This is a genomic window from Phycisphaerales bacterium (assembly GCA_029268515.1).
Taxonomy (GTDB): domain Bacteria; phylum Planctomycetota; class Phycisphaerae; order Phycisphaerales; family SM1A02; genus JAQWNP01.
This window is the reverse complement of sequence record JAQWNP010000010.1, coordinates 181,764-206,663: the sequence shown is the minus strand read 5'-3', so window position 1 is coordinate 206,663 and position 24,900 is coordinate 181,764. Positions and strand designations below refer to the sequence as shown.

Below are 24,900 nucleotides of genomic sequence, written 5' to 3'. Positions count from 1 at the left end.
AGGGAAGGTCCCGTCATGGCACGACAGCGCGTTGTCTGCGGCAAAGCTACCAATAAAGAGGTGACGGTCGAAGAGCACCCCACAGGTGTTGAACCAACCGCCAATCAAAGTAGCGTTCGCCCACAGGAACTGGCCCAATATATCGGCCAATCCGAGATGCTAGAGACCTTGCGAATCGCATTGCAAGCCGCTCAACAACGAAGTGATCCGATGGAGCATCTCCTATTACATGGACCGCCAGGACTGGGGAAAACGACCCTTGCTCATGTGGTGGCTGTGGAAATGGGTACACAGCTACACCAAGCCTCTGGTCCAGCACTGACCAAGGCGAGTGATCTCGTTGGCACACTAACTAAGATGCAGGCTGGCGACGTGCTCTTTATTGATGAAATCCACCGACTGCCTGCAGCCGTTGAAGAGTACCTCTACCCTGCGATGGAGGACTACAAGATCGATTTCACACTTGATGCTGGTATGCACGCCCGAATGGTGACCTACCAACTCAAACCATTTACCCTCATTGGTGCCACAACCCGAGCTGGATTGCTCACGGCGGCCTTGCGAAGCCGCTTTGGCTTAGTCAACCACCTTCGCTTTTATGATGAGAAAGAACTAGTCGAGATCCTCCATCGAGCGGCCGATCGCCTCGGCCTACCCTCGATGACAAAAAATGCGCGCCAGGCGATTGCCAGGCGTAGCCGCGGTACCCCTCGCGTCACCCTCCGGCTCTTACGGCGTGTTCGTGATTTGGCCCAAGTCCGATTTGGTGGCTCCATTAGCGAGCTGGTTGTGGAAGAGGCATTAGCCCTTGAACGCATTGATGAACTTGGCCTCGACGAACTTGACCGTCGCTATTTGAAGACCCTCAATGAGGTCTATGCTGGTGGGCCCGTAGGAGTAGAGGCCATGGCTGCAACCATGGGAGATGATGCCGGCACCTTGCAAGACCTAGTTGAACCCTACCTGCTTCAAGTTGGTTTTCTAGCTCGTACCCGGCAAGGACGGCAATTGACCCCTACTGGCCAGGCCTACCTTCAAGGCGATAGCCAGCCAGCCAAAACCCACCCACAGCAAGTGAGAGCCTAAAAAGGCCCACAGATGCCGCTGAAATCGGACCCAGAACGCCTCTATCAGGGCTTCTGACCACCCTGATCATCTGAGGAAAGAAGTCAAAAAGGGTTCAATTCTGTGGAATTCGACTTGCCATAACTCAAACCATGCGGGACTATGTAAGTGGCCGAATGTCATAGTTACCTCGGGCGTCGAGGTTTTATGGCTGGTTTTTTAGGCGGGTTATCGGCCTCATGTCTTCCAACCCGTTGTTTTGGTCTCTTGTTCTGGATGGTAGCGGAGGGTTCTTTGAACCTAAAGCAGGCATTCCAAAGTGTTTAGGATGTGATTGCTACGGTGCCCCTGAGGCACGGTTGTGCGGTCATAGACAGCGCTTGAGAGTGCTTATTCTTGCCGCCTTCAAGGGAATTGTGTGTAGGATGATCACAGCGATCGCAAGATCAAACTTTTGAACAGCCTGTACTTACAAATATGACGTCTTGAGTCAAGATCAGGAAGGAACTAGTCAATGAAGTCGAATTTTAGACGAGCGTTCACAATTATTGAGCTCCTTGTGGTGATTGCAATCATTGCACTTCTCATCGCAATTCTATTGCCGACCCTCAATAAAGTACGCGATACAGCACTGACCACTCAGTCAAAATCCAATCTCAATACCATCTACCAAGGGATGATGACCTTTGGCACTGAGAACGACGGCCAACAGCCAAGTGCAGTACCAGATAATCTGTCTACCTTTGGTGATGACATCACTCAAGCCTCTAATGCTTATGATGCTTTCCGAGGCGATACTGGTGGTAATGCTTCACAAGGCGATATCTGGTCAGGATTTCCAGGACTTAAGCTCGGTGAAGTCATGCAGGGTGGGTCCAGCAATAGTATGAACTACTGGACGATGCCCCCACCATTTCTAAACGTGCCCTTCCAGTTTAGATCTGGCCCAACCTTGACGAATGCTGCATTTGTCAATGAAGGCCTTTACCGACATCCGAATGCCAAGTTACTACACGACTACGTTGACGGTCGGTACTACTCTGAAAGCTGGTACGCTCCCAAGGACTATGCTGGATGGGAAGGTACCGAAACCGCCCGCCAAGCTCCTGGCTCGTTCTCTGCCGATCCCAGTATCCGTGGCGGTGGTGCACCAGGACAGTGCAGTTACTACATCAGCCCTGCTGGTATGTTTAGCCCTCAGGTCATGAGTGCTTCCAACGGCAACACCAGCTCCTGGACAAGCCCACTTGATATGCCAACAGGCTACAAGGCACCACGTGGTTCACAGGTTAAATTTGCCAATCAAAAGGTCTTGCTTGGTGAGTATGGCTGGTACCAGAATTCACAAAACCAGTGCAACCCACATATGGAAGCCAATCCAGCCTTCGCCGAGTACTATCCCCAACCGACCTATGCAAACTGCGAGCCACATCAATTCAATCACTCCCCATGGTCAACACCTGAGAAGGTGAACTGGGACGGCAGTAATATTGGGCTCAATGTTGAAGAAATGAGACAGCAGAATCTGCAAATTGGCAGCCAGAATAATGGCGTTGGTATGTGGAACACCAACACTCCAGATGGTGGCTCACTACAGGAACGCCATATAGATGGCTCAGCAGATGAAGGCTTCCGCCAAATGTTTGCTGATGATAACTGGTGCAGCTGGGGTGGCCCTATTTATACAACCAACGGTGCACGTGGCAAAGACCATGTCACTGGTGGACAAGGCTACTAATTTCTAGCAGTCACACGCCGCTTTTCAAAAGGACCCGCAGTTCAACTGCGGGTCCTTTCTATTTACAACCATATAAAAAAGTCGCCCCAACCTTCTGGTCGGGGCGACTCATTGATATCGCTTACAAACGATGAAGCACTGCGATTAGCCCAGCAATGCCAATACCGATTGCGGCTGTGCATTTGCAATCAACAACGCCTGCGTTGATGCTTGCGCCAAAATCTGCTGTCGTGTCAGTGCCGCAGTTTCTGCTGCAAAATCTGTGTCACGGATCTGTGACTCAGCAGCAGCGGTATTCTCTAGCGTGACACCCAGATTATTAATAGTCGAACCTAATGTGTTTCGCTGGAATGCACCCAAACGACCTCGCATCGAAGCAACCTGTTCAATCGCATCACTCACAATAGACTGAGCACCCGACAGATTCCCGTCAGCTACATTCGAAGAACCGCCAGACTTCAAGGATGACAGGTAACCCCATTCAGAACCACCTAAGCTTCCGGTAGTTGCTGCATGAATACCCATTGATACCTTGCTTGAGAGGCTGACATCTGGAGCAATGTTAAAGTCTGCTCCGCCACCAGTAATTGAGAAGCTTGTGGATTGCGCAGCACCATTGAGTGTTGAATCGCCATCAATGTTGATTGCAACATCAAAGCCATCACTAGCAACACGTGCGTGGAGCCCGTTAACTGCTGCCTGCGTACCGTTAATGAGTACAGAAGCGTCTGCTCCTGAATCTCGAACATCGCTACTTCCAGTACCTGCGACTTCAACATCGAAGATGAGATCATCTGCTGCACCTTCGAGCATTGATACATCTACAAATGATTGTTCACCATAACCACTTGATGTAATAGCAATTCGATCTGTATTTCCTGCTGCCTGGCTTGCGTTGACGCCAAGAGACTCACTGAAAGAATTGATTGCTGTAATAATGTCCGCCTGCGCTGTACCTGAAGCAAAGGTAAATTGCTGGACACCCTGATTGCCTGCAATCTCAAACGTGATAGAACCGTTGTCTGAGTTATCCAGATTCGCAGTCGTTGAGAGATAGACAGTGCCATTTTCAGCTGCTGTGAGCACATCGACGGTCACATCTAATGTTGCACTTCCAGTATTAGGCATGCGAGCCGAGTTGATCGTAACGTCAGCAAGATCAGACGAGACACCAGAAGTTGTATAGTCAAAGTTACCGTTGAGCAATTTAATACCATTGAACTCGGTAGAATTTGCCACACGATCAATCGTCTGCAAGATGGAATCAATTTCTAGCTGATTTGCTTCACGCTCTTCAGCGGAGAAACCAGCTTCATTCGCACTCTTGCCAACTAATGTTTGCAACTCTAGAAGAAGTGTGCTGATCTCTTGTAGACCACCTTCAGCCACATTCACAAGTTGTTCCGCTCGCTGCGCGTTGCTAATCGCTGCGTTGATAGCAACCTGCTCAGCCCGAAGTGATTCACTCACTATGAGATCGGCAGGGCCATCAGCACCACGGTTGAGCCGAAGTCCTGTGCTCAGCCGCTCCAAGCTCGTTGTGAGCGCATTGTTTTGCGAGCCAAGAACCCGCTGCGCCAGCATTGATGAGACATTTGTATTAATACGAGTCATTTGATCCTCCCTGAATCAATGAGTTGGCCATCGTGCCCTGATAGCCGGTCAATCCGTTAGTTGTTACAACCGGTTCTAAATACCGGCATTTCTTTGAGCCGTGAATATCAAACAGCGACCATAGAACGTCCTGAAAATTCCCCCGAAGGAACCGTGATACTCAGAATTGTGCGTTGCCCTATTTTCTCAAGGGCATGCGACTGTTTTTGGGCACCTCTATCCTTCATACAATCTTCACAGGGGCTCGAGCCACTGGGAAGTAAATAGACTTTTCAGACAGAAGCCGCCCTCTGCGACCTAAGCCTGTGATGGCTCTATCTATCCGCAATATCAAATGACCCTCGCCACAAAGACGAGGGTCATCTCATATTTTCAGTTATCGGGCGTCAGATAAGCGAAGATCTTCGCTTATCTTTCTCCTACGAAAGCAATGCAAGCACGTTTTGCGCTTGTGCATTGGCTGTTGCCAATACAGATGTGCCGGCCTGCGCGAGAATCTGTGCTCGTGTCAGCGCGGCCGTTTCCTTCGCGAAGTCTGTATCCCTGATTCTAGATTCAGATGCCGTGATATTCTCGATCCCAATCTGCAAGGACCTAATACTTGTATCGATGGTATTACGCTCGAATGCTCCAAGTCGGCCGCGTAGCTGCGCAACCTCATTTATTGCACTTTCCAAGATTGAAGAAGCGTTTGCTGAGGCGCCTGCGACAAGTGAATTGTCACCACCTGTACGCAAGGAATCTAGGCAATATCGGACCCCCTCTAAGACGGTACCACCCAATCTACTGGCGGCCACCGACGGAATACCCAGCCCAACACGTTGAGATTCTGAGATCGTTGGGCCCAGCTGGAAGTTAACACCGCCACCAGTCAGAGAGAAATCACTACTTGTGCCAGAGACCGTTGTTGCAAAGGTTTCGGTCAGCACCATGTCTAATGTCAAACCCGTGGTATTGAGTGCGAGCTCCAATCCGGTGCCAACGGCAAGGGCTCCATTGACGATCGCCCCAACATTGACACCCTCATCACGTTCAGTTGCTTGAGCTTCGCCAGCGGTTGGATTCAGTGGATCAGCTGCCTTGGCAAGATGTGTCTGCCAAGTTTCACCGCCCTGCCCTATTGGTCTTACTGAAACGAACTGGTCGTCTCCATAGCCAGTTGATGTGAAAGTCAGACCGCTTGAAGCATCGGCGACATTGAATAGCGAAGCTTGCACACCAGTTGATTCAGAAAGTGTGTTAATGGCATTGGCAATGTCATCATAGGTCGTACCGGACACAAAGGTCAGTGACTGTACACCCGTATTTCCCGCAATTTCAAGAGTCACTGTTGAGAGCAAGATACCCGCCGGTGGATTACCCTCAGAAGTGGTGCCCGAAAGAAAAAGCGAAGCCTGTTCAGCAGCTGTGACAACCTCAACACTCACTGGTACCTGATCTGCGTTCCCAAACTGAGCACTCCACACCTGAACCGCATCAATATCAGAATTAGAAATTCCTGACGTCATGTAAGACATTGATCCGTTGAGTAGCTGTAGACCAGCAAAACTCGCCGTGTTACTGATACGTGTAATTGAGTCAATGGCATCATCGATTTGCATCTGATTTGCTTTAATCTCGTCGAGACTAACGCCACCAGTGTTCGCTGCCTCAGTGACAAGACCTTTGACAGAGTTCAGTAGGTCAGATATCTCAGAAAGATAACCTTCTGTGGTCGCTATGACACTACTTGCTCGTTCTGAATTATTAACGGCCTGATTCATACCGTTAAGTTCTGACCGAAGCCGCTCTGAAATAATCAACCCTGCAGGATTGTCTGCGCCACCATTAATCTGCAAACCCGTTGACAAGCGTTCGAGGCTTGTTGCAAGATCGGTATTAGACTGCGCCAGATTTCGCTGGGCAATTAATGAGGAGATATTAGAGTTGATTCGAGCCATGGCGATCCTCCTTGATGACAGCCTTCTCTATTGAACGCGAAGCGTTCTTTCATAAATTCACAATGAACCTAGCCGCTTTCTCATTGCGCACGACGACCTATCCAGATGTTCTAATAGACCGCTTAACTGATAGTCGATCGCCGCCAGCAGCGCGTCGGGTTTGGCCAAGCGCCGCTGCGGTTGATTCGGAGATCTGAGCAGCTTGTTCATTCTCAAGTTTGATAGCGTCGTACACCTCTTTACGATGTACGGCGACTTGAACAGGCGCCTTGATCCCCAGTCGAACCTTATCTCCCCGGATATCAACGACGGTCAGTTCGATGTCGTCGCCGATCATGATTGTTTCGTCTCGATGTCTCGAAAGTACGAGCATTCCTGGATCCTTCCTGGAACGAAGCTCTCGTGTTTAGCTACAGGCATCCTCACCTGCAGTTTCAGAAAAACGCCTCTCGCCTCTTTGGCATTGGCGCACGTTTTAGTGGTGACCGTCAGGCAGTCGCTGCTTGGAACGGCTCACTCACTGTTACGATCTCATGACGTGTGGTCCATCTCTTGTCTGCAAGTACAAGCTGCATGGCGACTTGAGATTTTGCATTGATCACCAGAGGACCTTGTAGATTGGCTGTTAATGCCTGATCGTATTTATTAACGATGACGAAAACCTGTGCTTCATCAAGACTCGCTAGACCCATATCCTCCATTTGCTCATGGCGAATTGTTGCCTCATACTCTTTGATCCATAGGCACGGGTCAGTGACTACGAATGCTAGTTCTGGGCTATCCACAGACTGCAACCAATAGAAGACGCCGTCATCATCTGGTTTCAGCAGCGCATAACGCTTGTAACTTGAAAATCCCAAGAGACCTGAAGCGAATGTGATAACTCGATCTTCATTGATCTCTACCTGTCCGAAACGCGTGGTTTGCACTTGCATGTGCGAACTCCATCTGCCGGCCATCCACTCCGTGGGTTTCTGATCGAGTCCACTCGATCTCCCGACGTCCTGTCATTGACGATTGACCCGGCCGCAGAGCCAATCGTTACTTCCACTAAAACGCCCTGAAGGGCTCTAAGTAAAGGCCCCATTCAGGGACCAAGAAAGTCAAGTAGTGACATTGAGGCCAACTGCCCCGTGGTCAAAAGTCCTGCCTGTAGCTGCTGCTGCAGGGTCGCAAAACGAATCGATGCTTCTGTGTAATCAAGATCTTCAAGCTCACTCCGCATCGATGCATACTGAATCACTAGATCCTCCTGGCGCGTGGTTGTTGCACTCACTCGCTGAGACCGGACACCAACAACAGCCCGTACCTCGATGAGACGATCTAGGTCAGTCTCTAGTTTCTGTGTTGCAAGCGAGATGCCACGCTCGTCATTGGCCTCTAGAGCGTCTCGGAGTGCCATGAGATGGGTAAATGTGCTTTCAACGGCAACCGTTGCGCGATCGGAACTGCTCAAGCTTGCGCTTCCACCCTCACCGTCACCCACCTTAAAGCCCAGATCACCGATAGCTGTGGAGCCGTTGAGCGGCTCAATCGATATCTGACCTATGACAGCGGTTTGATCAATAAACCTAAATCCATTGCCCTCTGAGACAAGGCTGGCCTCAAATTCATCAGGGACAAGCACACCGGCGTCCAGTGCAGCCTGATTGACTGCATTGAGTACATCACCAACTATCAAGCAACCAGTGAGATCCACCTCAAAGGACTCACCATTAGCAAGGTTGATGCGAAAGTCCATATTAGCGGCAGGATCTGGCTCACCTGTCGTAGCATCTAATGACCCAGAAACAATGCCAATACCCATGCCATTATTGAAGTCAGATAGCAAAGTGCTGCTTGTTAAACTTCGGATACCGAGCATCTCTACTGTTTGATCGCCTTCGAACATTCCAATGCTCATCTGCGAACCAGAGGCTTGATTAACAACATTGAGCCGATCCCCTGAATCAGCAATCTCCATTCGGACACCGATATCTAAGGCCGCGACCAGATCAATGAGATCTCCAACGTTTTGAGCTGAACTCAGATCCAGCTGATGCGTCTGACCCAGATTGGTAATCTCAATACTTCCAAGTGGGAGTGAGAGCCCACCCAAGCTTGCCAAATCTGTCTGCGCCGATATTCGTGGGTCTAGCCCCTGCCCAACGGTGCCTGCGGGATCATCAAATGTGCCTATCAAACCAAGATCAGCAGCCGCTGGCCCCTGTGAAATGACCAGACTCTGACCCACGGGAGGTGTAACGTTAAATCCAAGACTCGATATGGGATCAATTGCTATGGTCACGTCTGCAATTTCGCTGAAACGATCAATGACATCACCAATCGTGTGACACCCCGCAAGATCAACAGAGTAAACCTCACCACTCGGCTGCATGGTCAATTCGATCATTCCCAGAGCCACGCCTTGGCCCTGCGCCCCTCCTAGATCTGACAGTCTCGTCTCCAATGTCAGCTGTGGCTGCAAATCTGTAGAGCCTTCGATTCGAGTACTCAAAGCTCCAAAGGCATCAGCACCAGAAATGGTGATAGGCGTTGCACCAATCATTGGCAAAGCCGTTAATAAGCCATCCCCAACACCTACATACTGGAGTCCACCACCAGCAAGAGCTTGCATGGGCGTCGTTCCACTGGCCGTACCTCCAAACAGTGAGATACCTAAATAATCGCGATTCGCGAGCATGGTCATCTGATCAAGCAGTGAATCAATGACGATTGCCTGATTTGCCCGAGTCGCGGCATCACTTCCGACACCGCTCTCTGAGAGCCCAATCGAGTGGGCTTGATTCAGCGCCTCTGTCGCTTCAGCAAGACTTGCATCCACCATATTCAAGACTGAATCCGCATGAGACAAGTTGCGCAAATACTGATTAGCCTGCTCCAGCATGTCATCAACTGCAGCAATACCACTGGCAGCAATTGGTCGATCGCTAGGTCGCCCCACTGCCTTGCCAGTCGCGAGCTCAATTTGTGTACGCAACAGCTCTTGGCTTGTACGGCCAAGTGAATCCAAAAGCACTTGACTCGCCAGAAGCGTGGGAACCCGAGTGAAATTTCCGTGAATCGTATTCATAGATTAATTTCCGTTTGTACTCATGCCATTCTCAACAGGGTCTCCATGGTTTCGTCTATCACATCAATGAACTTTGCGGCTGCCTGAAATTGACGTTGGAAAGTGAGTAGATTCACAGATTCTTCATCGATTGAGACCCCCGAAACAGACTGAGTCTGAGCGTATAAGCTGGAGCGTACTAAGCTCGTTGACTCCGCTTTCGCTGCCGCACCATTTGTTTTCACCGCAAGTGATGTCACTGATTCTTGCCAAAACTCACGTAGACTGCGGCCGCCAAACCCATCCACTTCTTGATCCTGAAGTCCTGCAATTGCAAGCGCTGTCTGACCAGATCCGGGAATGTGCCCGGCCCCAATGGCAAGGTAACTCGGATCTTCCTGAAGTAGACCTGTCACATTGATATCAGCTGCGTTCGATCCAGTGAAAAAAGTATTAACACCGAGGCCGAGCAATGCACCCGCTGAATCATCTGAAAACGAGATTTCACATCCTTCATCAGCGGCAAGTATTAGTTTGTTTCCTGGCCCAAGACTCGCTGTTACGTTGGGAACGCCATTTGGACCATTGATGACATCCACCAAATCTTGCATACTCATTGCATCGCCATTAACTGCAACTTCATGTGCTGTTGTTGTCCCAGTTGCTTGATCTGTCACATGGACAAAGAAGCTTCCAGAACCAATCTCAAACGCAAGACCATTACCCTCTTGATTTAGTGGAACGGTGGAATCGATGACACCAGCACTAGCAGTGATTGATGTATACCCGGTCTCACTCTGACCTTGTGAATGAAGAAGATTGACTTGCCTAATAAGCTCTTGAGCGAGGCGATCAAGCTGCTCAATGGCGGGCTCAATAGTCTCAGCTCGCTGCGCCAGAAGGCCGCCAATAGCGCCGCCGGTCACATTTAACATAGTGCCATCAACACCAACCCTTAGTGACATATGCGAGCTGTCGCCTTCCATTGATTGGCGCAAGTCCAAGCCTCTCGATTCAGCACCAATGACCACTGGAATTGATCCAACGAGAATGTCTACACTTCCATTTGTTTTTTCAATAACTGATATATCAACTAGTTGAGAAAGCTCATCAATAATAGTATCACGCTGATCGCGTAAAGCAGTTGCATCACTACCGGCACCTTCTTGCATACTAATCTGCTGATTAATTGCAGCAATTTGATCTAGTATGTTATTTGCTGCTGACACAGAGATTCCCAGTGATTGGTTCACTTCTTCTAACACCGTGTTATAGTCACTTCGTAAACTCGAAAGCCGAGCGGCTAACGAGACCCCTTCCTGTACGACCACAGCGCGCATAGCATGATCACTTGGATTGTTAGCCAATTCTGAAAAGCTATTAAAGAACTGACTGAGCATACTGGAGACATCATTTTCACTTAGCTCGTTTTGAAGTGTCTCAATTGCAGATGCGTAACGAAAGTCCATCGCCGCTCGCATTTCTTGGCTTAACGAATCGCGATAACGCCCTTGGAGAGCAATATCCACTTCACGACGAACATTAAGAATTTGTACGCCTTGCCCCAGACCAGCGACACCAACACCACCAGAACCAAGCGGCGCCAAACTGATGGTACGGCGATGAAATCCTGGAGTTGCAGCATTTGCCATGTTATTGCCCGCAACTTGTAGCGCTGCGGAAGAAGCGAACAAGGCCGACTGCCCAATTTGCAAAGCTCCATTGAGACTCATTTTTCAGAGCTCCTCATCTGATCTGACCAGAAAATTACGATCGCACATCTACACTAAATCGAAGCTGGCAACTGTCATCAAATCGCCCGCGCTTGCCATAGACCCCAGTACCAGTCACGGCGCCCTGTACGGTCTGAACTAAACCGGTCATATGACGACCTAGTACATCAACTGCTTGGCGAACAACACTGCTTTTTTTTCGGACTTCACTAATAATCTTCCGCAAGGCATCTGCTCTTAATTGCAGTCGGCCTTTCAGCGGTTCATCAATAACGAGTGCCAATTCGGTCAACTTAAGTGGCGACTCAGCTCCAGGCTTTATCGCTTCGGTGAGCGAAACTATTAACTCCAAACGAGCACTTTCAAGCCCAGTTATTTCGACTGCAATCTCGTGCTTTTGTTTACATGCGATACCAAACGCATCCATATCAGCCATCCGGATTGCCTCTTGTGATTCACCGAGACATTTCAGTAACTTCTCATGGGCAACGATCTGTGAGAGCAAAACGGAATCGAGTCGCTCCAATTGTGATGTTTTCATTTGGCTTTCTGTCACGCCTGTAATCCCCCGCCATCAACCTGTGGTTGCAATCGCTGTACAACAGACTCTGTCAAATCAAAGTTCGCTCCACTTACAATTTGATCCGCAAGGTAGTAGTCCATTATGGGTTGAAAATGCCGCTCTGCATCACCGGCTTTAAACATCTCTGATCGAAATCCGTGCTCGCTATGAAGTTGTTCGATAATTGGCATAAGCAATGCAGAAGAAACTAATTTTTCTGCTGCCTGATTAAGCGTCATTCCATTTTCAGAAGTTGCATGATTCGGATTTAGAATCTCAGAGAATGCACTTTTATTACTTTTACCCGCTTGATTGGCCATTACCAATCCTGGCATTTTTGATGATGCAAAATTTGCTGTCGTTATGAGTGTCATTTGTGGATGATCTCCGCATGAAGAGCACCTGTCTTTTTGAGCTCATAGACAATCGATATTTGATCTTTAACTGGAACATTGAATTGTTTAAGCGCGTTCAGTAGTACATCAAGACGTGTGGTTGCCCTTGAACCTTCAACTGAAGTAGAAATAGATGCCCAAGGCGTTGTCTCAATTTGTGGATTTCCAGGTGTGGCCACAAGTGGTGGCGTGATACTTGTAATTGACAGACCATTATGCGCAATAGCCACAGGACCTATCTCAACATTCGCTGTCACAATGATCGCACCAATTTTTTCGTTGATGACAACTCTCGCTTCAGTCTGAATAAGTGATGGATCGATTGGAATCAGCATCAGATTGGCAAGGAACTGTGTTGGGTTTGGTAAATCGCTTGCTGGTATACGAATAACAATGGTCTGAGCATTGGTGGCCATGGCAATATCACCCTGCTCGATGAGATTGAATCGCTGATTGATGGCGTTCGTTACTGCTGCTGCAATAGGAAATGTTGCATAGTGTGGCTTGATCACAAGAGAGAGTGTGCCATCTCGAGCAATCGGATTGGTATTGATATCTGCGATCATCTGTCCGCCTAGACGAACAATACCGCTGCATACATTCTCGCCCTCAATAACCACCATTCCCTGACCAAAGGCCAAGACCGGTGGATTTGAAGCATTCGGTAGCGGTGGTCTTAGGAAAGACACGACTAATCGGCCACCCTTTAGACTGGTTGCGTTGAAGACCTTATCAACGTGAACGTCAAACTCATCGCCTTCCCGTGCACCAATAGCTGGAACTTCCATGGTGACGTTGACCAGCGCAAAGGCATCAGCTCGTGCCAACTCCTGGAGGCTCAGCACTGGATCCCCGAGATTTCCAAGCCACTCAGCGAAGGGCCGAGCCGCGACGAATGCATCTTTAGTTGTGTCACCCGTGCCAGGAAGACCAATGACCAGTCCAAGGCCCTGTAGGATATTCCGCTCCTGACCCTTGATTCGCACAAGATCCTGGATGCTCGTTGCAGTGGCGATCCTTGCGCAAAGCGCAAAGACTGCCAACAGTGTCACAATGGTCAAGGCTTGTTTTAAGCCATTCATGGCGGACCTCCTGTCCTCTGGCTAGGTTTACCTCTGAATAGACGCAAATCTCATGCCGTTCTACTGACAGGCACAGGCGCCCAAGTCCAGTGTGCTGGTTTTTGGTTTTTTGGTACCCCCCCAATCGAGCCGACCAAGCCAATGGCTGCGAGGCCCATTTCGTCTTTGCTTCCTCTTTGACACAGCGATCGCCGATACTGCCTTTGTTCCATCACCCCCTCTCACGCCGTAGGATATTGGTATGGCGCCTCCGCCCAAGAAATCTCCCGACCTAGATGCTCAAGCAAGGACCGATGGCTTCAGTTTGTCAGTGATTATCATCACCCAGAACGAAGCTCAGGATCTGCCCGATTGTCTCGCCTCGGTGGCATGGGCAGATGAGGTTGTGGTGGTGGATTCTGGTAGCACTGACCAAACCACGACCATCGCTCGCACCCATACAGAGAAGGTTTTTGAACAGCCATGGCTTGGATTCGGGCCTCAGAAGAATTATGCACTTGATCAATCGACCAGCCAATGGGTACTCTCAATTGATGCCGATGAGCGAATCACACCAGAACTTGCTCAAGAGATTCTCTCAACACTTCCCACCACCAAACACGAAGCTTTCACGATTCCCTTCAAATCAACATTTCTAGGCAAACCGATTCGCTTTGGAGATTGGCGGCGAGATCGAAAGCTACGCTTGTTTCGACGTTCGGCAGGCCGCTTTAAAGATGTGCCTGTCCACGAAAAAATAGTCGTAGAAGGAACAACTGGTGTCATGACTCATGTCATACAACACCACTCATATCGTGATCGTGATGAAATCAATGAAAAAACAGATCGATATGCAACGCTGGGTGCTCAAGAGGCTCATGCCAACGGAAGATCTGCAAATCGAGTGGAAGCATTCAATCGATGTGTGATGGCTTTTTTACGAACCTACATCATTCGCTTAGGCTTTCTTGATGGACGCGTCGGGCTTCTTTTGGCTCGAACAATTGCAAGAGGTACCTATCTCCGTTACCAACGCCTTGCCGCTCTAGCTCGGAGCTCCTCCAAGGCCTAAGGCCACTCTTTCCATAAAACAGCATGATCAGCTGCCTATAAATTCTTCAATTTTGAGCCTCTCAATTTCTTCGGCAATGTCTTCCATCAAATTTCGGATTGGTGTAGGTATCGCTTTCGCATCAGAAGGCACTTGCTCTAGCAACTTTGCTGCTGCTTGCGCACTTTCAATTCGACTTTCAATTGGTAGAGACGAATTCCGAGCATTGCGATAATGAACCTGAGCCTCTTCATAAGCAGTGCGCCAAACTTCTGGTAGCGCATTTTCGGAGGGCTCGGAACTGACTGTGGCAGGTACCGAGTCAGGAGTGGGCTCGGCAATGACAGATGCTCCGCTCGTTTCCTCTGTAAGCTCGGTGTCCGTGGTCACATCAGTATCTGGCATCTCTATGATCGGAATCTGATTTGTTGGCGACGCAGTGGAAGGCATCACATTTTCACCCTGGACAGGTGCCACAGGATTTTCTAATGAAATGTCAGAGCCACTGACTGGGGCTGTACCTGGCGGCAATGTCGTCACTGGTGTTGCCTGCTCACGCAAAGCCGGCAATCCATAAATCAGACCCAAACCTCCAATCACAACAACAACCAGTAAAAGTGCTACCAACAAAAGTACCACCCGCTGTTGAGAGCGAATCTGTTGCTGAAGCCCCCGTAATCTAACATTAGATTCAGAACTATCGAAGAGGTGCCCTGCTCCACTCTGGCGGATCAGATTTGCATTTGGATCAATCTGACTTGGCTTATTTGTTTCATCTACCGGATGCTGCAAATGAGGTTGAAGTTGATCTACCTCAATATCTGATAGGGGCCCATTAAGTAATTCGGCATCACTTATAAAACTAGAAACTGAACCACCTGATGCTTGAGATAATGGCCGTTCTGATGAGATCATCGAACTCGACATCTGCGCCTGTTGATGCCCAGTTGCCGGAACCTCATCAGCCATCAGTTGTACCTCCGGCAATCCAAGATAGTTACGGTCCAAATAGGCACCAAAGGGAATATCACATGACTGACAGTGATGGTCTTTGGAATCAACCGTTTCCCCACAGTTATGGCAGTAGCCAACAAGGTGAGCAATACCTGGAACCCGCTTAGCAACGGTCCAAAACTGCTTGGTCGTGGGGCCTCTTAGGATGGTGTAACGATCAATATGACCTGCTTCAATCTCCTGAGCAATGCTGGCATAGCTCAAGCCAGGTTGAAAAGGTGCGGCCGGATCACGGACAAACCAGGGCCCCATCCCATTTTGCCTCTCCTGGCGGGCAGATCGCTTGAACCGCCCATCACACACCCGACAGGCGTCTTCCGCGGGCTGTAGCTCGCCACAATATGGACAGATGAGTACCTTCTGCCTGGCCATGTTCACTCCTAAAATGAGATGCCCCAGGGATCCTGGGAGCATCGAGCCTTGACACAATGACGTGCCAACGGTGAAGCTAGACAATTATGTCCAACCTTGCACCTCTCAGCTACCCCAATTCATACGTAATTTCTGCTCTTCTCTGTTTATTGGTGATACCACCTTTTGCATGTGCCCCCTCAGCACGCCAGACGGAGCAGCAAGCGATCCAGTCGCCGCCAGCAGCATCGACCAGCACCGCTGGATCGAAGCAGAATACGATTGTGAGTGCCAGCCCCACTGACGAAGATCCAGCGGACACTACTACGATTTCAACCGAAAAACCGGTTGCAATCATTGATGGGCGTCGGGTCACCTGGAAACATCTCCAACCACTTCTAGCTGAAGCTTCGGGCGGCATGATCCTTGAAGAGCATATTCTCCACCAACAGATCAATGGAGAATTGACTAAGGCGAATATCACATTGAATCCCACTGCAGCTGAAAACGAAGAGACGCTGCTGCTCGAGTCAATCAACGATGATCCAGATATGGCGATTCGACTCTTAAGAGAAATCCGAGTTCGTCAAGGACTTGGAGACCAGCGCTATGCAAATTTACTATGGAGAAATGCTGCCCTCCGAGCACTTGTACAGACTGATGTTGAGTTACAAGAGGACGCAATTAAGCGACTATACGATGTGATGTATGGAGCAAAGCGTACCGGTCGCATTGCTGTTTATTCTGATTTGAGCGATGCACACCGAGCAAAAGAACGAATTGATGCCGGCGAACCATTTGTTGACATTATTTCTGATTCTTCAATTGCCACATCGGCAACCACCGGTGGTAAATTTGGGCCACTCAGTCAAGATGATCCCGAATATCCAACGCCTCTAAGAGACACGCTTTGGAACATGCAGCTAGGCCAGTACTCATCACCGGTACTCTTTCAGGAACGCTACGCGATTATTCAATTCATCGATGAAACACCTGCAGAGAACATCACTCTGGAGCAGGCTCAACCAGATCTTCAACGTGCGCTGCGGCTGACACAAGAACGTCTACTCATGAATGAACTCGCCCGTGGCTTGGTGAATGGCGCAGAAGTCACAATCTTTGACTTACCGCTTAAGCAAGGCCATCAACAATACAAACGCCAACAAAGTCCCTGATTGGATCGTAACGCTTGATGACAGATTGCGAAATCCAAACCAAACCTCCTCGCCTTAATCGAGAACAAGAGCCAGCAATTGCGGTCAGTGGATTGCGACATTCATATCGGAGACGTGGCCATAACATTGCTTTGAATGCCCTGGACGATTTGACCTTTGATGTTGCAGCAGGACAGTTTGTTTGCATTCTTGGGCCTAATGGCAGTGGTAAGTCAACACTCATTAGCGTGCTCTGTGGTCTTATCCGACCACACGTCGGGTCGTTTAAGATTCTTGGCGCTTCATCACAGCAAGAAATTCGCCAGTCAATTGGAGTCGTCTTTCAAAGACCCAGTCTCGACGGCGATGCAAGTGTATTTGAAAATCTCCGCGATCATGGCGTGCTGTATGGCCTTGATCCAGCAATAAGCCGACAGCGAATTAAGAATGAACTCGAACAAGCTGGTCTCACATCAGCATGCCATCAGCTTGTCCATGTCCTCTCAGCTGGACAGCAACGCCGTATTGATCTGATCCGCGCCAGCATGCACCAACCTCGTCTACTGCTCCTGGACGAACCCACCGTTGGCCTTGATCCAAACGCTCGCTCAACATACCTAGAGCAGCTAGAAGACCAACGACGCCAACAGCAAAGAACCATTCTCATGAGCACACATCTAATCGATGAAGCGAATGCTGCAGATCGAATCATTTTTATGAACGAAGGACAAATCATTGCCGACGCATCACCGTCACAACTACGTCAATCCGTTGGCCAGCGTCTGATCACCATCAATGACCCCTCATGGAGGGCTGACCAGTGGAATGGACCTGGTCAATTTTCAAAGACGTCCACTGGTTGGCGAATGCCGTTAAAAGAATCAGAAGCTCAGCCTATTACTGCGGCACTTGCAGGAATGGGCGTTTCATTCTCTCTTGCGCCACCCACATTGGGCGATGCATTTCAAAAACTCACTGGGCAGCAACTGACAGACCAGCCGTTATCAAAGCCAACAAAAGATCGTGGCACATTACCTGAGCGCATGTCATGAATAGTGATGCTCAAACCAAGTCAAGCCAAACGAAACCTCTCCATGTGAGCTTGATCATTGCAAGACGTGATCTTACTCGCATGCTTAGGCAACCAAGTCGCATGTTTGCTGCAATTGGAACGCCCGCACTACTTTGGGCATTCCTCGCGAGTGGTTTTGCAGAGGCAATCAAACCTGGCCAGCTCGATACCGAACGCTACGATGCTTTTCTTTTGCCAGGCATGATGATGTTGGTGGCGGTTTTTTCAGCAATCTTCTCAAGTATCTCATTGATTGAAGATAGACGTGCTGGTTGGCTGCAAGGTGTCATCGTCTCCCCTGCACCTCGATGGTCAATCACATTCGGCAAGATCCTTGGTGCAACGATGGTGGCCTGGCTGCAGTCCCTTGTTCTACTTGCTGGACTTCCACTCGTTGGGCTCACGACAGGAATCCTGGGCATTGTGATCGCAGCATCTGCATCACTATTAACAAGCTTTGCAATGGCGGGACTGGGTTTTATCTTTGCCTGGCGTAGCCCCTCAACATCCAGTTTCCATGCCGTCATGAACTTGCTCTTTATGCCAATGTGGCTCCTGTCCGGAGCGTTCTTCCCGATTCAAGGTGCATCACAATGGTTTCAGTGGATTGTTTGGATTAATCCGATGACCTGGTGTACATCTTCGATCCGGGACGGTCTCGATCATGGGAATATTTCTTTCCCATTTCTCGCAACATCACTGTTCGCTGCAGCGATGTTTTTGATTGCCACCTTGATTACGTCTGCACCACTAGACATATCCCGCGAACCACAAGGTTCACGCCGCAGTAGGAAGTCTCAAAAGAAGACTCTCTGATTAGGTTTGAATGTGGCCGATACGCCACAGTGCAATTGGAATCAAAACAATAACTGGCAGAAAGGCGCTTTGCAGTGGGCCCAAACCAGGCAGTGGCGCAATCAGAACAATGGCCATCCCCAACATCAGCGGAACAGCTGTGCCTGCGCATAAAACACTCTTGAGTAGAAGATCACCCGGCAATCGCAGAAGAAAGAATGGTAGGCAAATAATAATCACGAGCAATGTGACGAAAACACTTGAAAAACGTGAATACCAAAATCTATTGATAGTGGCCTTGTCAGCCCCACCACCTGCATCCAGCATCTCTGAGAGCTGCCCCATACTCAGCATTCCGAGATAATGTCCGTACTCACGGGCCGTCAGTGCGCGGGGAGATAGATCCGTTTCATAAAATTCAATTTCAGCTGCACCGGACTCTGGAAGCCACTCACCTGCCCCGCCTAAATCAAACTCAATCACTCTTCCCTTTTCAAACACCCATCCGTGCCGCTCTTCATCCCATGAAGCCGAATCTGCTGAGATTCTTCTTACGGTCTGCCCGTCTTCGTTACGAACCAGGACCGTTGGCGAATCTAGCATTTCTGATTCTGGAGAAAACCCAGAAGCAAGTAACAGGTTTCCAGCTTCATCTGGTGTAAAGGGAACAATAAAGTCTGATACGCTTTCTGCACCAAGGCTTGCATGCCCCCGTAACAAAAGCGGCGCGACACGTGGCAACAGTAGCTCCTGATTGAGAATCTGAAGTATGCAGAGCAAGAAAGCAACACCCATAATTGGGAATGAGATTCTGTGTAAACTCAAACCAGAAGCAAGAATTGCAATGAGCTCTCGATTTCTCACCAGTTGAGTTAGTGTAAAACCAATAGCACCAATAAGTGCGAGACCATATAGGTATGCATAGAACTGGAAAACCATGGGACCATAGAAGTTAACCGCCAGCCATGATCCAGTGAAAAAGTTGGCTATCAAGCCACTGTCATCACCATTCATTTCACTCGCTTTGCCAAGGAAGTTGTCGAGATTCAGAACAAGGTCAATCGAAATCCCAAACAAAAAAACGATAGCAAACAAAACAACAAAGTTGATCAGCAAGCGAGTAGCAATATAACGATCAAGAATAAGCATAAATCAATTGTGTTCCGTATATCTCTTAGCTCGCTAGTGCCTATTTATGATCCATGTGATAATACATATAGCGACAAACAACACTACATTTCCTATCCACATTAGGAAACTACCAAAAATGACCTGCCCATCTCGCATCAACTGGGCTCCACTAGAGATGACTAGCAAATCCACTAATGCTGGAAGGAACGCCCACAAGTAAATAAATAGCGGCAAACTGTTTCTTAGATAAATCGCTAGAACCATACCCAGCATCACCAGTAACAGTGCCGTCACAGAAATTGCATATCGCGTCTGCAAGCGACTCTCAATCTCATTTTGTAGTTCGGCAATTCGGTATCGCAGGCGCTTTGCAGCCAGGGTTAATTTTTCTGATGGAGCATCGATCTTCTGAACAATCTCTTCAAGCTCTGCAGAACTAAAATCTATCATTCTTTGTTCTTGTATACCTGCCACCTCAAGTGGGCCAAATATTTGCTCACGGCGCTCATTGATGACCCCACCGCTAGGAATCTGGTGTACGGTCGCGTCACGCATGATCAAGTTGAAACTAAGTGAATCTACCGGGCTTCCTGGATCTCGGTTGAGCCTTGCATTTGAAGACTCAAATCGCCGGACAGGCTCACCTTGGTCGTATTGAGTCACCTTGACAGTCTGACCTTTCGCTTTCAAAACACCATTGACCAGAGAGTCTGCCTCCACCTCATAGGAATATCGATTTTGGCCTCGTCCAATGAGCCGCTGCGAATGATCTATAGACAGATGCTGGTTGATTTCTTTCCAGGCCATCGCTTCCTCGATCGAGTCCATAAGACGGAGTCGTGCAACGGCAACATGATCAAAGTCATCGGGGTTTTCACGGAGAACCAGAAGCTGTCCACGCGTCATTGTGCGAGGATTATCATCGAGAAATGACGGCAAAATAATCGCTCGCGTTGGTTCAATCTCACGAGCACCTCTTAGTTCGCCAGATACATCAGAATAAGAAACGGCATCAGTCATCAACATCTTCATGTAGGTTCGGCCATTTCGATAGTAGATGTCAATAACAGCCTGCGCTGCAGTAACATCTGTCTCAGGTCGCTTATCAGAACCTGTTCGAGCAGCAGCAACCCGATTCAGTATGAGCCTTGTATCTGCTTCAGTATCAGCTGGATCTTCAATGACCTCCATATCATCCGCATAGATTTGGAGATCATTGATTGTGAAGGGAACGCCCTGCCGAATGGAGTGCTCCAACAAGAGTGCCACATCTGTTGCAAGTAATTTACCCATGTAGCCATAGAAGCGAGGAATAACCCACTGCGTTAAAATCACCATGATGATGGCAAGTACAATTCCCATACTGAACACTGGCGTGAACAATCGGATATAACTCAGGCCAGCAGCGCTCATCGCTAAAATTTCATTTTCGGATGCCATTCGATGAAATGTGACGGTTGCCGCAAACCCTGCAGCAAATGGCAGCGCAAACTGCATCATCGGCACCGTTGCGACGGCGATATATTTCAGCGTCTGCATGGGCGTCAAAAGTTCTTCTAGCGAGAGTGGCTTAATAGCCGCGCCGAACGCGATGACGGTCACAAGGATAGCTGTGGTAAGGATGGTGAGCCTGGCCAGATCAAAGACCAGGTAGCGATTCAAAATGCCAAGCATTGGGCACATTATGGCCACTTCCCACCATTCGTACCAGCGAAGCCACATCCGGCTCATTAAGGAGAGCCCATTTTCCGCGCCGCAAGCAACATCCCTACTTGCTATCGGACACCCAATCTATGGTGGTTTATGCCGGTTATGAGGGCTGGTGGGGCCTCTGGCCACACTCTCGTTGAGACATTTCAAGACATCCTATGGCCGGGCACCAGTCAATTCGATGATCAAGGTGGATGCGTCTCAACGGATGCAAAAAGTCGTAGGAAGATTGTATCGTGGAATCTCACACAAAAATTACCCCAAGGTCTCGCCATCGTGGCTTCACGCTCATTGAGGCTTTGATGGCCACCAGTATCTTGGTGGGCGCTGTCTTCGCAGTCACCACTGCGATCACAGCTGGACAACAACACTCCATCGAGGCTCGGAAAAATATTGCTGCAGCACTGGCTGCTGAAGCGCTCTTGGGCAGAATGGTCGCAACACCTTACAACGAACTCAATCAATTCAATGGCTTGTCCGAAGAAGATGGAAACCTAATCGCTATCGATGGCAATGTGCTGCCCGCTAGCTTTGATGGTCTTGCTCGGTATGCCACAGTCTCTGCAATGTCATTAGCAGTCGATGATCTGAGCGTAGTGATTCAGGGAAAAATGTTGACCGTCTGGATTGAAGACCAGAAGCAAAGATCACTCATTGAGCTAACGCGCTTCGTTCCGGAGCCGCAAGCATGATGATATCGACCTCTTTTTCTCATTCTGCTCGCCGAGGCCTCACTTTACTTGAGCTCATTCTCGGGATCTCAATAACAACACTTATTACGGCTGCCATTGCAGCAATGTGTGGCTCTGTTGCCACAGGAATCACGACTCGTCACGATGCGCGATCGGTCATGCTAAGAGCCAATGCCGTACAAACACGATTAGCTGCATATATTGCACCAGCGCGAAGCATTCTTGACGTGACTGATACGACTGCTGTCATCTGGTTCCATGACGATCGCGAAAGCAACACTGTTCATGCAAGTGAAATTCGTTGGATCACTTTTGACCAAAGCTCTCATTCTCTCATCGTAGAGTTTATACAGCTTCCAGATGATTGGAGCGAAGGCGCCCAGTTCTTAGCTGATCAAGAGTACGCCCCTAACCAATCCTGGGACACTGTTCTCTCTCACTACCGTCAACAGGATCTAGTTCATACGCGTCTACTTTCTGATGCAATCAATAATCTAAACATTTATATCAGTAGCAACCTGCCACACGAAGCTCGACAGTTACTCGTACGTTTGGCATTCCAGACCAATGACATCCCCTACGAAGTGGCCACGTCTGCTGCTATTCGCCTCCATTCACCACCGGAGGCATTGCCATGACTTCGAATTCTTCTTATGCACTGACATTAGATAGATGTGACACAACACGACGCGGTGTTGCGATGCTGCTCGTCATTATGAGCTTGGCAATTGCTTCAACATTGACGTTCTCATACCTCGTCAGCCGAGATAACTCCGCAATCATCGGGCAGAATGTGACCGCAGCTGTGCAAGCACGCTGGACTGCTGATGCTGGAATAGAACTGGCTGCTGCGATTCTTGAAACGGATGCCAATTGGCGTGAACATCATAACGATGGTGCGATTACAACAAACTTACCACTTGGCACCGGGCATGTAACGATTGATATCCGTGATCTTGAGAGTGATGACATTCCGAATGAAAGCACCACTCATGTCAGACTTACGGCTACGGCTACAGTAGGAAATATTAGCCAGTCCGCATCTGCAATCGCCAGTGTTACCGACGCCGGTGATGGAAGTGTGGATGTTGATCTGAGCGAGTTTGTCATTTTCTCTTCTGAAGAGATTGACCTTGGAGATCACTCTACACTCACAAGATGGTCTAGCTCTCCGCTCGCATCACTTGGGCGCCGTATCAAGTTAGGAACAAGATCAAGTAATGCAATGAGCGTTCAGGTTGGACATAACGCTGCCGCAATCGATGCCACTCTCTTTTTTGCTCAAGGAGCTTCAGGAAGCCTTCTGTACTCACAGCAAAGCCAACCGATTGCCAAAGCCTCTACTAAAGACAAGATTCCGATGCCCCCATCACCGAATCCTGGTGCACTTGCACCGACCGAAGATGAGGGCGCGACGAATGCCTCAATCACAAGCTTTTGGAGTCGTCAGGAACCACCCTCAAGAATGCTAAGCTTAGAAATGAAACGCTTCTCGCGAGGCAAGCTTCTCAGTGGAACCTATACGGTTGCAGATAATGCCCACCTGAGAGCCGGTGCAAATTTGCTTATTAAAGGCGATGTTAACCTCATCATATTTGGCAAGCTTCGGATGCAGCTAAGTGCCATTGAGCTAGCCCCGGATGCTTCTCTACGGATTTTTGTGGGTCGTGGTGCGACAGTTCATAATTCCTATATTGGACAACGTCGATTTAACAACATCTTCAATGTCAATGGCTCAGCTCAATGGATCAATCCTGATCGCATCCAAATTTTTGCACTTCCTGACGCGCAGCTCGGCGAACCCTGGCGAGTCACTGGACTCTCCGTTATCAAAGCGAGTGTTTATGCGCCTGGCGCCCTTTTTGAAATGAATGGCTTTAGTGCGTTGTACGGTCGAATTGCTGCTCGAAGAGTCAAGCTTAGAAACCACGCAAGTGTCTTTTACGATCATAGCCTTGATCAGGAATGTGGCTACACAACATCTACCAGCCCCCTCTTTGATGACTTTGGTCACATTCGGCCAGACTTCTGCTCACTGGCAAGCATTGATGATCTACCCATGACAGATCCATCACTTGAATCAGATGCGGAATCATCTTCAAATCCTGAAGAAGCGTCACCCGCAACACCAAGACCCAACGAGGTTGATTATGAACTCATCGTCTATGGGACCCAAGTAACGACCTGGGAAGAGGCACCCTAACCATGCATCAATTACTGAAAAACAATTGTAACTCGCACGCCTTACTAAAAAGAAGAGGCATGTCGCTCGTTGAATTAATGGTCACGATCACGATCATTTCTTCCATCGCTGCAATGATTATTCCTGCCACCCAAGGTGACGACCTACTACAAGCTCGATCAGCTGCAACCGTACTACGATCTGATATCGAACTAACACAGATCATGACAATGACGAATCCATCTGATCCGATGGTTATTCAATTTAATAAGCTAGGCACGCAGTATTGGATTGCAGCAGCAGCAAGTCCAGACACACCTATTTCTCTCAACAGTACTAGTGATGCGTACCTCATGACCATAGGTGAAGGTCGGCTGGCAGCAGCAAACGGAGTGACGATTGACGCAGCCTCATTGCCTAATAGTCGGCTTAGCTTCGACATGAATGGCGCCGTATTTCCTCCAATGAGTGAGTCTGTCATTACACTTCATTGTGGCAATGATTGGGTACAGCTCGATGTCGCGCCAATGACTGGTTCGATTACTGATCTTGTCGGGGTCACATCACCGTAGCTCGCTCATGAGAAAC

22 protein-coding genes are annotated in these 24,900 nt (G+C 49.0%); 10 read left to right on the top strand and 12 right to left on the bottom strand.

Annotated features, from left to right (window positions below):
• Positions 1 to 15: 15 nt before the first annotated feature.
• Positions 16 to 1,086: a Holliday junction branch migration DNA helicase RuvB gene (gene ruvB, locus P8J86_07430; GenBank protein ID MDG2054522.1), complete on the top strand. Its 1,071-nt coding sequence runs from the start codon at positions 16 to 18 to the stop codon at positions 1,084 to 1,086.
• Between the two features lie 493 nt (positions 1,087 to 1,579).
• Positions 1,580 to 2,803, top strand: a complete 1,224-nt coding sequence (locus P8J86_07425; GenBank protein ID MDG2054521.1) for a prepilin-type N-terminal cleavage/methylation domain-containing protein — start codon at positions 1,580 to 1,582, stop codon at positions 2,801 to 2,803.
• Between the two features lie 144 nt (positions 2,804 to 2,947).
• Here the strand turns inward: P8J86_07425 and P8J86_07420 are convergent, their stop codons facing one another.
• From P8J86_07420 to P8J86_07380, 9 genes are all read right to left on the bottom strand, one after another.
• Positions 2,948 to 4,417, bottom strand: coding sequence for a flagellin (locus P8J86_07420; protein ID MDG2054520.1), 1,470 nt, complete (start codon positions 4,415 to 4,417; stop codon positions 2,948 to 2,950).
• A gap of 419 nt (positions 4,418 to 4,836) precedes the next feature.
• A complete protein-coding gene (locus tag P8J86_07415) occupies positions 4,837 to 6,357 on the bottom strand; it encodes a flagellin (protein ID MDG2054519.1) in 1,521 nt (506 codons plus the stop codon).
• 97 nt (positions 6,358 to 6,454) lie between these two features.
• Positions 6,455 to 6,730, bottom strand: a complete 276-nt coding sequence (csrA, locus tag P8J86_07410) for a carbon storage regulator CsrA (protein MDG2054518.1) — start codon at positions 6,728 to 6,730, stop codon at positions 6,455 to 6,457.
• Positions 6,731 to 6,845: 115 nt separating this feature from the next.
• Entirely contained in the window at positions 6,846 to 7,292 is a 447-nt protein-coding gene (locus tag P8J86_07405) for a flagellar assembly protein FliW (protein ID MDG2054517.1), read from the bottom strand.
• 152 nt (positions 7,293 to 7,444) lie between these two features.
• The gene (locus P8J86_07400; GenBank protein ID MDG2054516.1) at positions 7,445 to 9,430 is read right to left on the bottom strand and encodes a flagellin; all 1,986 of its coding nucleotides are present in this window, start codon (positions 9,428 to 9,430) and stop codon (positions 7,445 to 7,447) included.
• A gap of 20 nt (positions 9,431 to 9,450) precedes the next feature.
• On the bottom strand, positions 9,451 to 11,142 hold the full coding sequence (flgK, locus tag P8J86_07395) for a flagellar hook-associated protein FlgK (protein MDG2054515.1): 1,692 nt from the start codon (positions 11,140 to 11,142) through the stop codon (positions 9,451 to 9,453).
• Positions 11,143 to 11,176: 34 nt separating this feature from the next.
• A complete protein-coding gene (flgN, locus tag P8J86_07390; protein MDG2054514.1) occupies positions 11,177 to 11,683 on the bottom strand; it encodes a flagellar export chaperone FlgN in 507 nt (168 codons plus the stop codon).
• 11 nt (positions 11,684 to 11,694) lie between these two features.
• Entirely contained in the window at positions 11,695 to 12,078 is a 384-nt protein-coding gene (locus tag P8J86_07385) for a hypothetical protein (GenBank protein MDG2054513.1), read from the bottom strand.
• A complete protein-coding gene (locus P8J86_07380; protein ID MDG2054512.1) occupies positions 12,075 to 13,181 on the bottom strand; it encodes a flagellar basal body P-ring protein FlgI in 1,107 nt (368 codons plus the stop codon). The genes P8J86_07385 and P8J86_07380 overlap by 4 nt, the downstream gene beginning before the upstream one ends.
• Positions 13,182 to 13,422: 241 nt before the next feature.
• Between P8J86_07380 and P8J86_07375 the strand changes: the two genes are divergently transcribed.
• The gene (locus tag P8J86_07375) at positions 13,423 to 14,232 is read left to right on the top strand and encodes a glycosyltransferase family 2 protein (GenBank protein MDG2054511.1); all 810 of its coding nucleotides are present in this window, start codon (positions 13,423 to 13,425) and stop codon (positions 14,230 to 14,232) included.
• Positions 14,233 to 14,259: 27 nt separating this feature from the next.
• On the opposite strand, the gene P8J86_07370 is transcribed toward P8J86_07375, so the two are convergent.
• Positions 14,260 to 15,597 (bottom strand): hypothetical protein, encoded by a 1,338-nt coding sequence (locus tag P8J86_07370; GenBank protein MDG2054510.1) that lies wholly within the window; start codon positions 15,595 to 15,597, stop codon positions 14,260 to 14,262.
• An 86-nt stretch (positions 15,598 to 15,683) separates the two neighbouring features.
• Here P8J86_07370 and P8J86_07365 point away from each other — a divergent pair, with 86 nt between their 5' ends.
• The 3 genes from P8J86_07365 to P8J86_07355 are packed head-to-tail and all read left to right on the top strand — an operon-like array spanning position 15,684 to position 18,618.
• Positions 15,684 to 16,751, top strand: coding sequence for a hypothetical protein (locus tag P8J86_07365; GenBank protein MDG2054509.1), 1,068 nt, complete (start codon positions 15,684 to 15,686; stop codon positions 16,749 to 16,751).
• A 17-nt stretch (positions 16,752 to 16,768) separates the two neighbouring features.
• Positions 16,769 to 17,782 (top strand): ABC transporter ATP-binding protein, encoded by a 1,014-nt coding sequence (locus tag P8J86_07360; GenBank protein MDG2054508.1) that lies wholly within the window; start codon positions 16,769 to 16,771, stop codon positions 17,780 to 17,782.
• Positions 17,779 to 18,618: an ABC transporter permease gene (locus tag P8J86_07355; protein MDG2054507.1), complete on the top strand. Its 840-nt coding sequence runs from the start codon at positions 17,779 to 17,781 to the stop codon at positions 18,616 to 18,618. The genes P8J86_07360 and P8J86_07355 overlap by 4 nt, the downstream gene beginning before the upstream one ends.
• Here P8J86_07355 and P8J86_07350 read toward each other — a convergent pair whose 3' ends face one another.
• Positions 18,619 to 19,746 (bottom strand): LptF/LptG family permease, encoded by a 1,128-nt coding sequence (locus P8J86_07350; protein ID MDG2054506.1) that lies wholly within the window; start codon positions 19,744 to 19,746, stop codon positions 18,619 to 18,621.
• Positions 19,747 to 19,779: 33 nt separating this feature from the next.
• On the bottom strand, positions 19,780 to 21,459 hold the full coding sequence (locus P8J86_07345) for an LptF/LptG family permease (protein MDG2054505.1): 1,680 nt from the start codon (positions 21,457 to 21,459) through the stop codon (positions 19,780 to 19,782).
• 281 nt (positions 21,460 to 21,740) lie between these two features.
• Here P8J86_07345 and P8J86_07340 point away from each other — a divergent pair, with 281 nt between their 5' ends.
• The 4 genes from P8J86_07340 to P8J86_07325 are packed head-to-tail and all read left to right on the top strand — an operon-like array spanning position 21,741 to position 24,884.
• Complete coding sequence (locus tag P8J86_07340; GenBank protein MDG2054504.1) at positions 21,741 to 22,130, top strand: hypothetical protein; 390 nt, start codon at positions 21,741 to 21,743, stop codon at positions 22,128 to 22,130.
• Entirely contained in the window at positions 22,127 to 22,768 is a 642-nt protein-coding gene (locus P8J86_07335) for a hypothetical protein (protein MDG2054503.1), read from the top strand. Before P8J86_07340 ends, P8J86_07335 begins: the two co-directional genes overlap by 4 nt.
• Positions 22,765 to 24,333, top strand: coding sequence for a hypothetical protein (locus tag P8J86_07330; GenBank protein ID MDG2054502.1), 1,569 nt, complete (start codon positions 22,765 to 22,767; stop codon positions 24,331 to 24,333). The genes P8J86_07335 and P8J86_07330 overlap by 4 nt, the downstream gene beginning before the upstream one ends.
• Before the next feature lie 2 nt (positions 24,334 to 24,335).
• Positions 24,336 to 24,884: a prepilin-type N-terminal cleavage/methylation domain-containing protein gene (locus P8J86_07325; GenBank protein ID MDG2054501.1), complete on the top strand. Its 549-nt coding sequence runs from the start codon at positions 24,336 to 24,338 to the stop codon at positions 24,882 to 24,884.
• Positions 24,885 to 24,900: the final 16 nt, after the last annotated feature.

Excerpts from the sequence above, each read along its gene's own strand:
- ruvB (MDG2054522.1), top strand. The coding sequence starts at position 16 with ATGGCACGACAGCGCGTTGTCTGCGGCAAAGCTACCAATAAAGAGGTG.
- P8J86_07425 (MDG2054521.1), top strand. The coding sequence starts at position 1,580 with ATGAAGTCGAATTTTAGACGAGCGTTCACAATTATTGAGCTCCTTGTG.
- P8J86_07420 (MDG2054520.1), bottom strand. The coding sequence starts at position 4,417 with ATGACTCGTATTAATACAAATGTCTCATCAATGCTGGCGCAGCGGGTT.
- P8J86_07415 (MDG2054519.1), bottom strand. The coding sequence starts at position 6,357 with ATGGCTCGAATCAACTCTAATATCTCCTCATTAATTGCCCAGCGAAAT.
- csrA (MDG2054518.1), bottom strand. The coding sequence starts at position 6,730 with ATGCTCGTACTTTCGAGACATCGAGACGAAACAATCATGATCGGCGAC.
- P8J86_07405 (MDG2054517.1), bottom strand. The coding sequence starts at position 7,292 with ATGCAAGTGCAAACCACGCGTTTCGGACAGGTAGAGATCAATGAAGAT.
- P8J86_07400 (MDG2054516.1), bottom strand. The coding sequence starts at position 9,430 with ATGAATACGATTCACGGAAATTTCACTCGGGTTCCCACGCTTCTGGCG.
- flgK (MDG2054515.1), bottom strand. The coding sequence starts at position 11,142 with ATGAGTCTCAATGGAGCTTTGCAAATTGGGCAGTCGGCCTTGTTCGCT.
- flgN (MDG2054514.1), bottom strand. The coding sequence starts at position 11,683 with ATGAAAACATCACAATTGGAGCGACTCGATTCCGTTTTGCTCTCACAG.
- P8J86_07385 (MDG2054513.1), bottom strand. The coding sequence starts at position 12,078 with ATGACACTCATAACGACAGCAAATTTTGCATCATCAAAAATGCCAGGA.
- P8J86_07380 (MDG2054512.1), bottom strand. The coding sequence starts at position 13,181 with ATGAATGGCTTAAAACAAGCCTTGACCATTGTGACACTGTTGGCAGTC.
- P8J86_07375 (MDG2054511.1), top strand. The coding sequence starts at position 13,423 with ATGGCGCCTCCGCCCAAGAAATCTCCCGACCTAGATGCTCAAGCAAGG.
- P8J86_07370 (MDG2054510.1), bottom strand. The coding sequence starts at position 15,597 with ATGGCCAGGCAGAAGGTACTCATCTGTCCATATTGTGGCGAGCTACAG.
- P8J86_07365 (MDG2054509.1), top strand. The coding sequence starts at position 15,684 with ATGTCCAACCTTGCACCTCTCAGCTACCCCAATTCATACGTAATTTCT.
- P8J86_07360 (MDG2054508.1), top strand. The coding sequence starts at position 16,769 with ATGACAGATTGCGAAATCCAAACCAAACCTCCTCGCCTTAATCGAGAA.
- P8J86_07355 (MDG2054507.1), top strand. The coding sequence starts at position 17,779 with ATGAATAGTGATGCTCAAACCAAGTCAAGCCAAACGAAACCTCTCCAT.
- P8J86_07350 (MDG2054506.1), bottom strand. The coding sequence starts at position 19,746 with ATGCTTATTCTTGATCGTTATATTGCTACTCGCTTGCTGATCAACTTT.
- P8J86_07345 (MDG2054505.1), bottom strand. The coding sequence starts at position 21,459 with ATGAGCCGGATGTGGCTTCGCTGGTACGAATGGTGGGAAGTGGCCATA.
- P8J86_07340 (MDG2054504.1), top strand. The coding sequence starts at position 21,741 with ATGGCCACCAGTATCTTGGTGGGCGCTGTCTTCGCAGTCACCACTGCG.
- P8J86_07335 (MDG2054503.1), top strand. The coding sequence starts at position 22,127 with ATGATGATATCGACCTCTTTTTCTCATTCTGCTCGCCGAGGCCTCACT.
- P8J86_07330 (MDG2054502.1), top strand. The coding sequence starts at position 22,765 with ATGACTTCGAATTCTTCTTATGCACTGACATTAGATAGATGTGACACA.
- P8J86_07325 (MDG2054501.1), top strand. The coding sequence starts at position 24,336 with ATGCATCAATTACTGAAAAACAATTGTAACTCGCACGCCTTACTAAAA.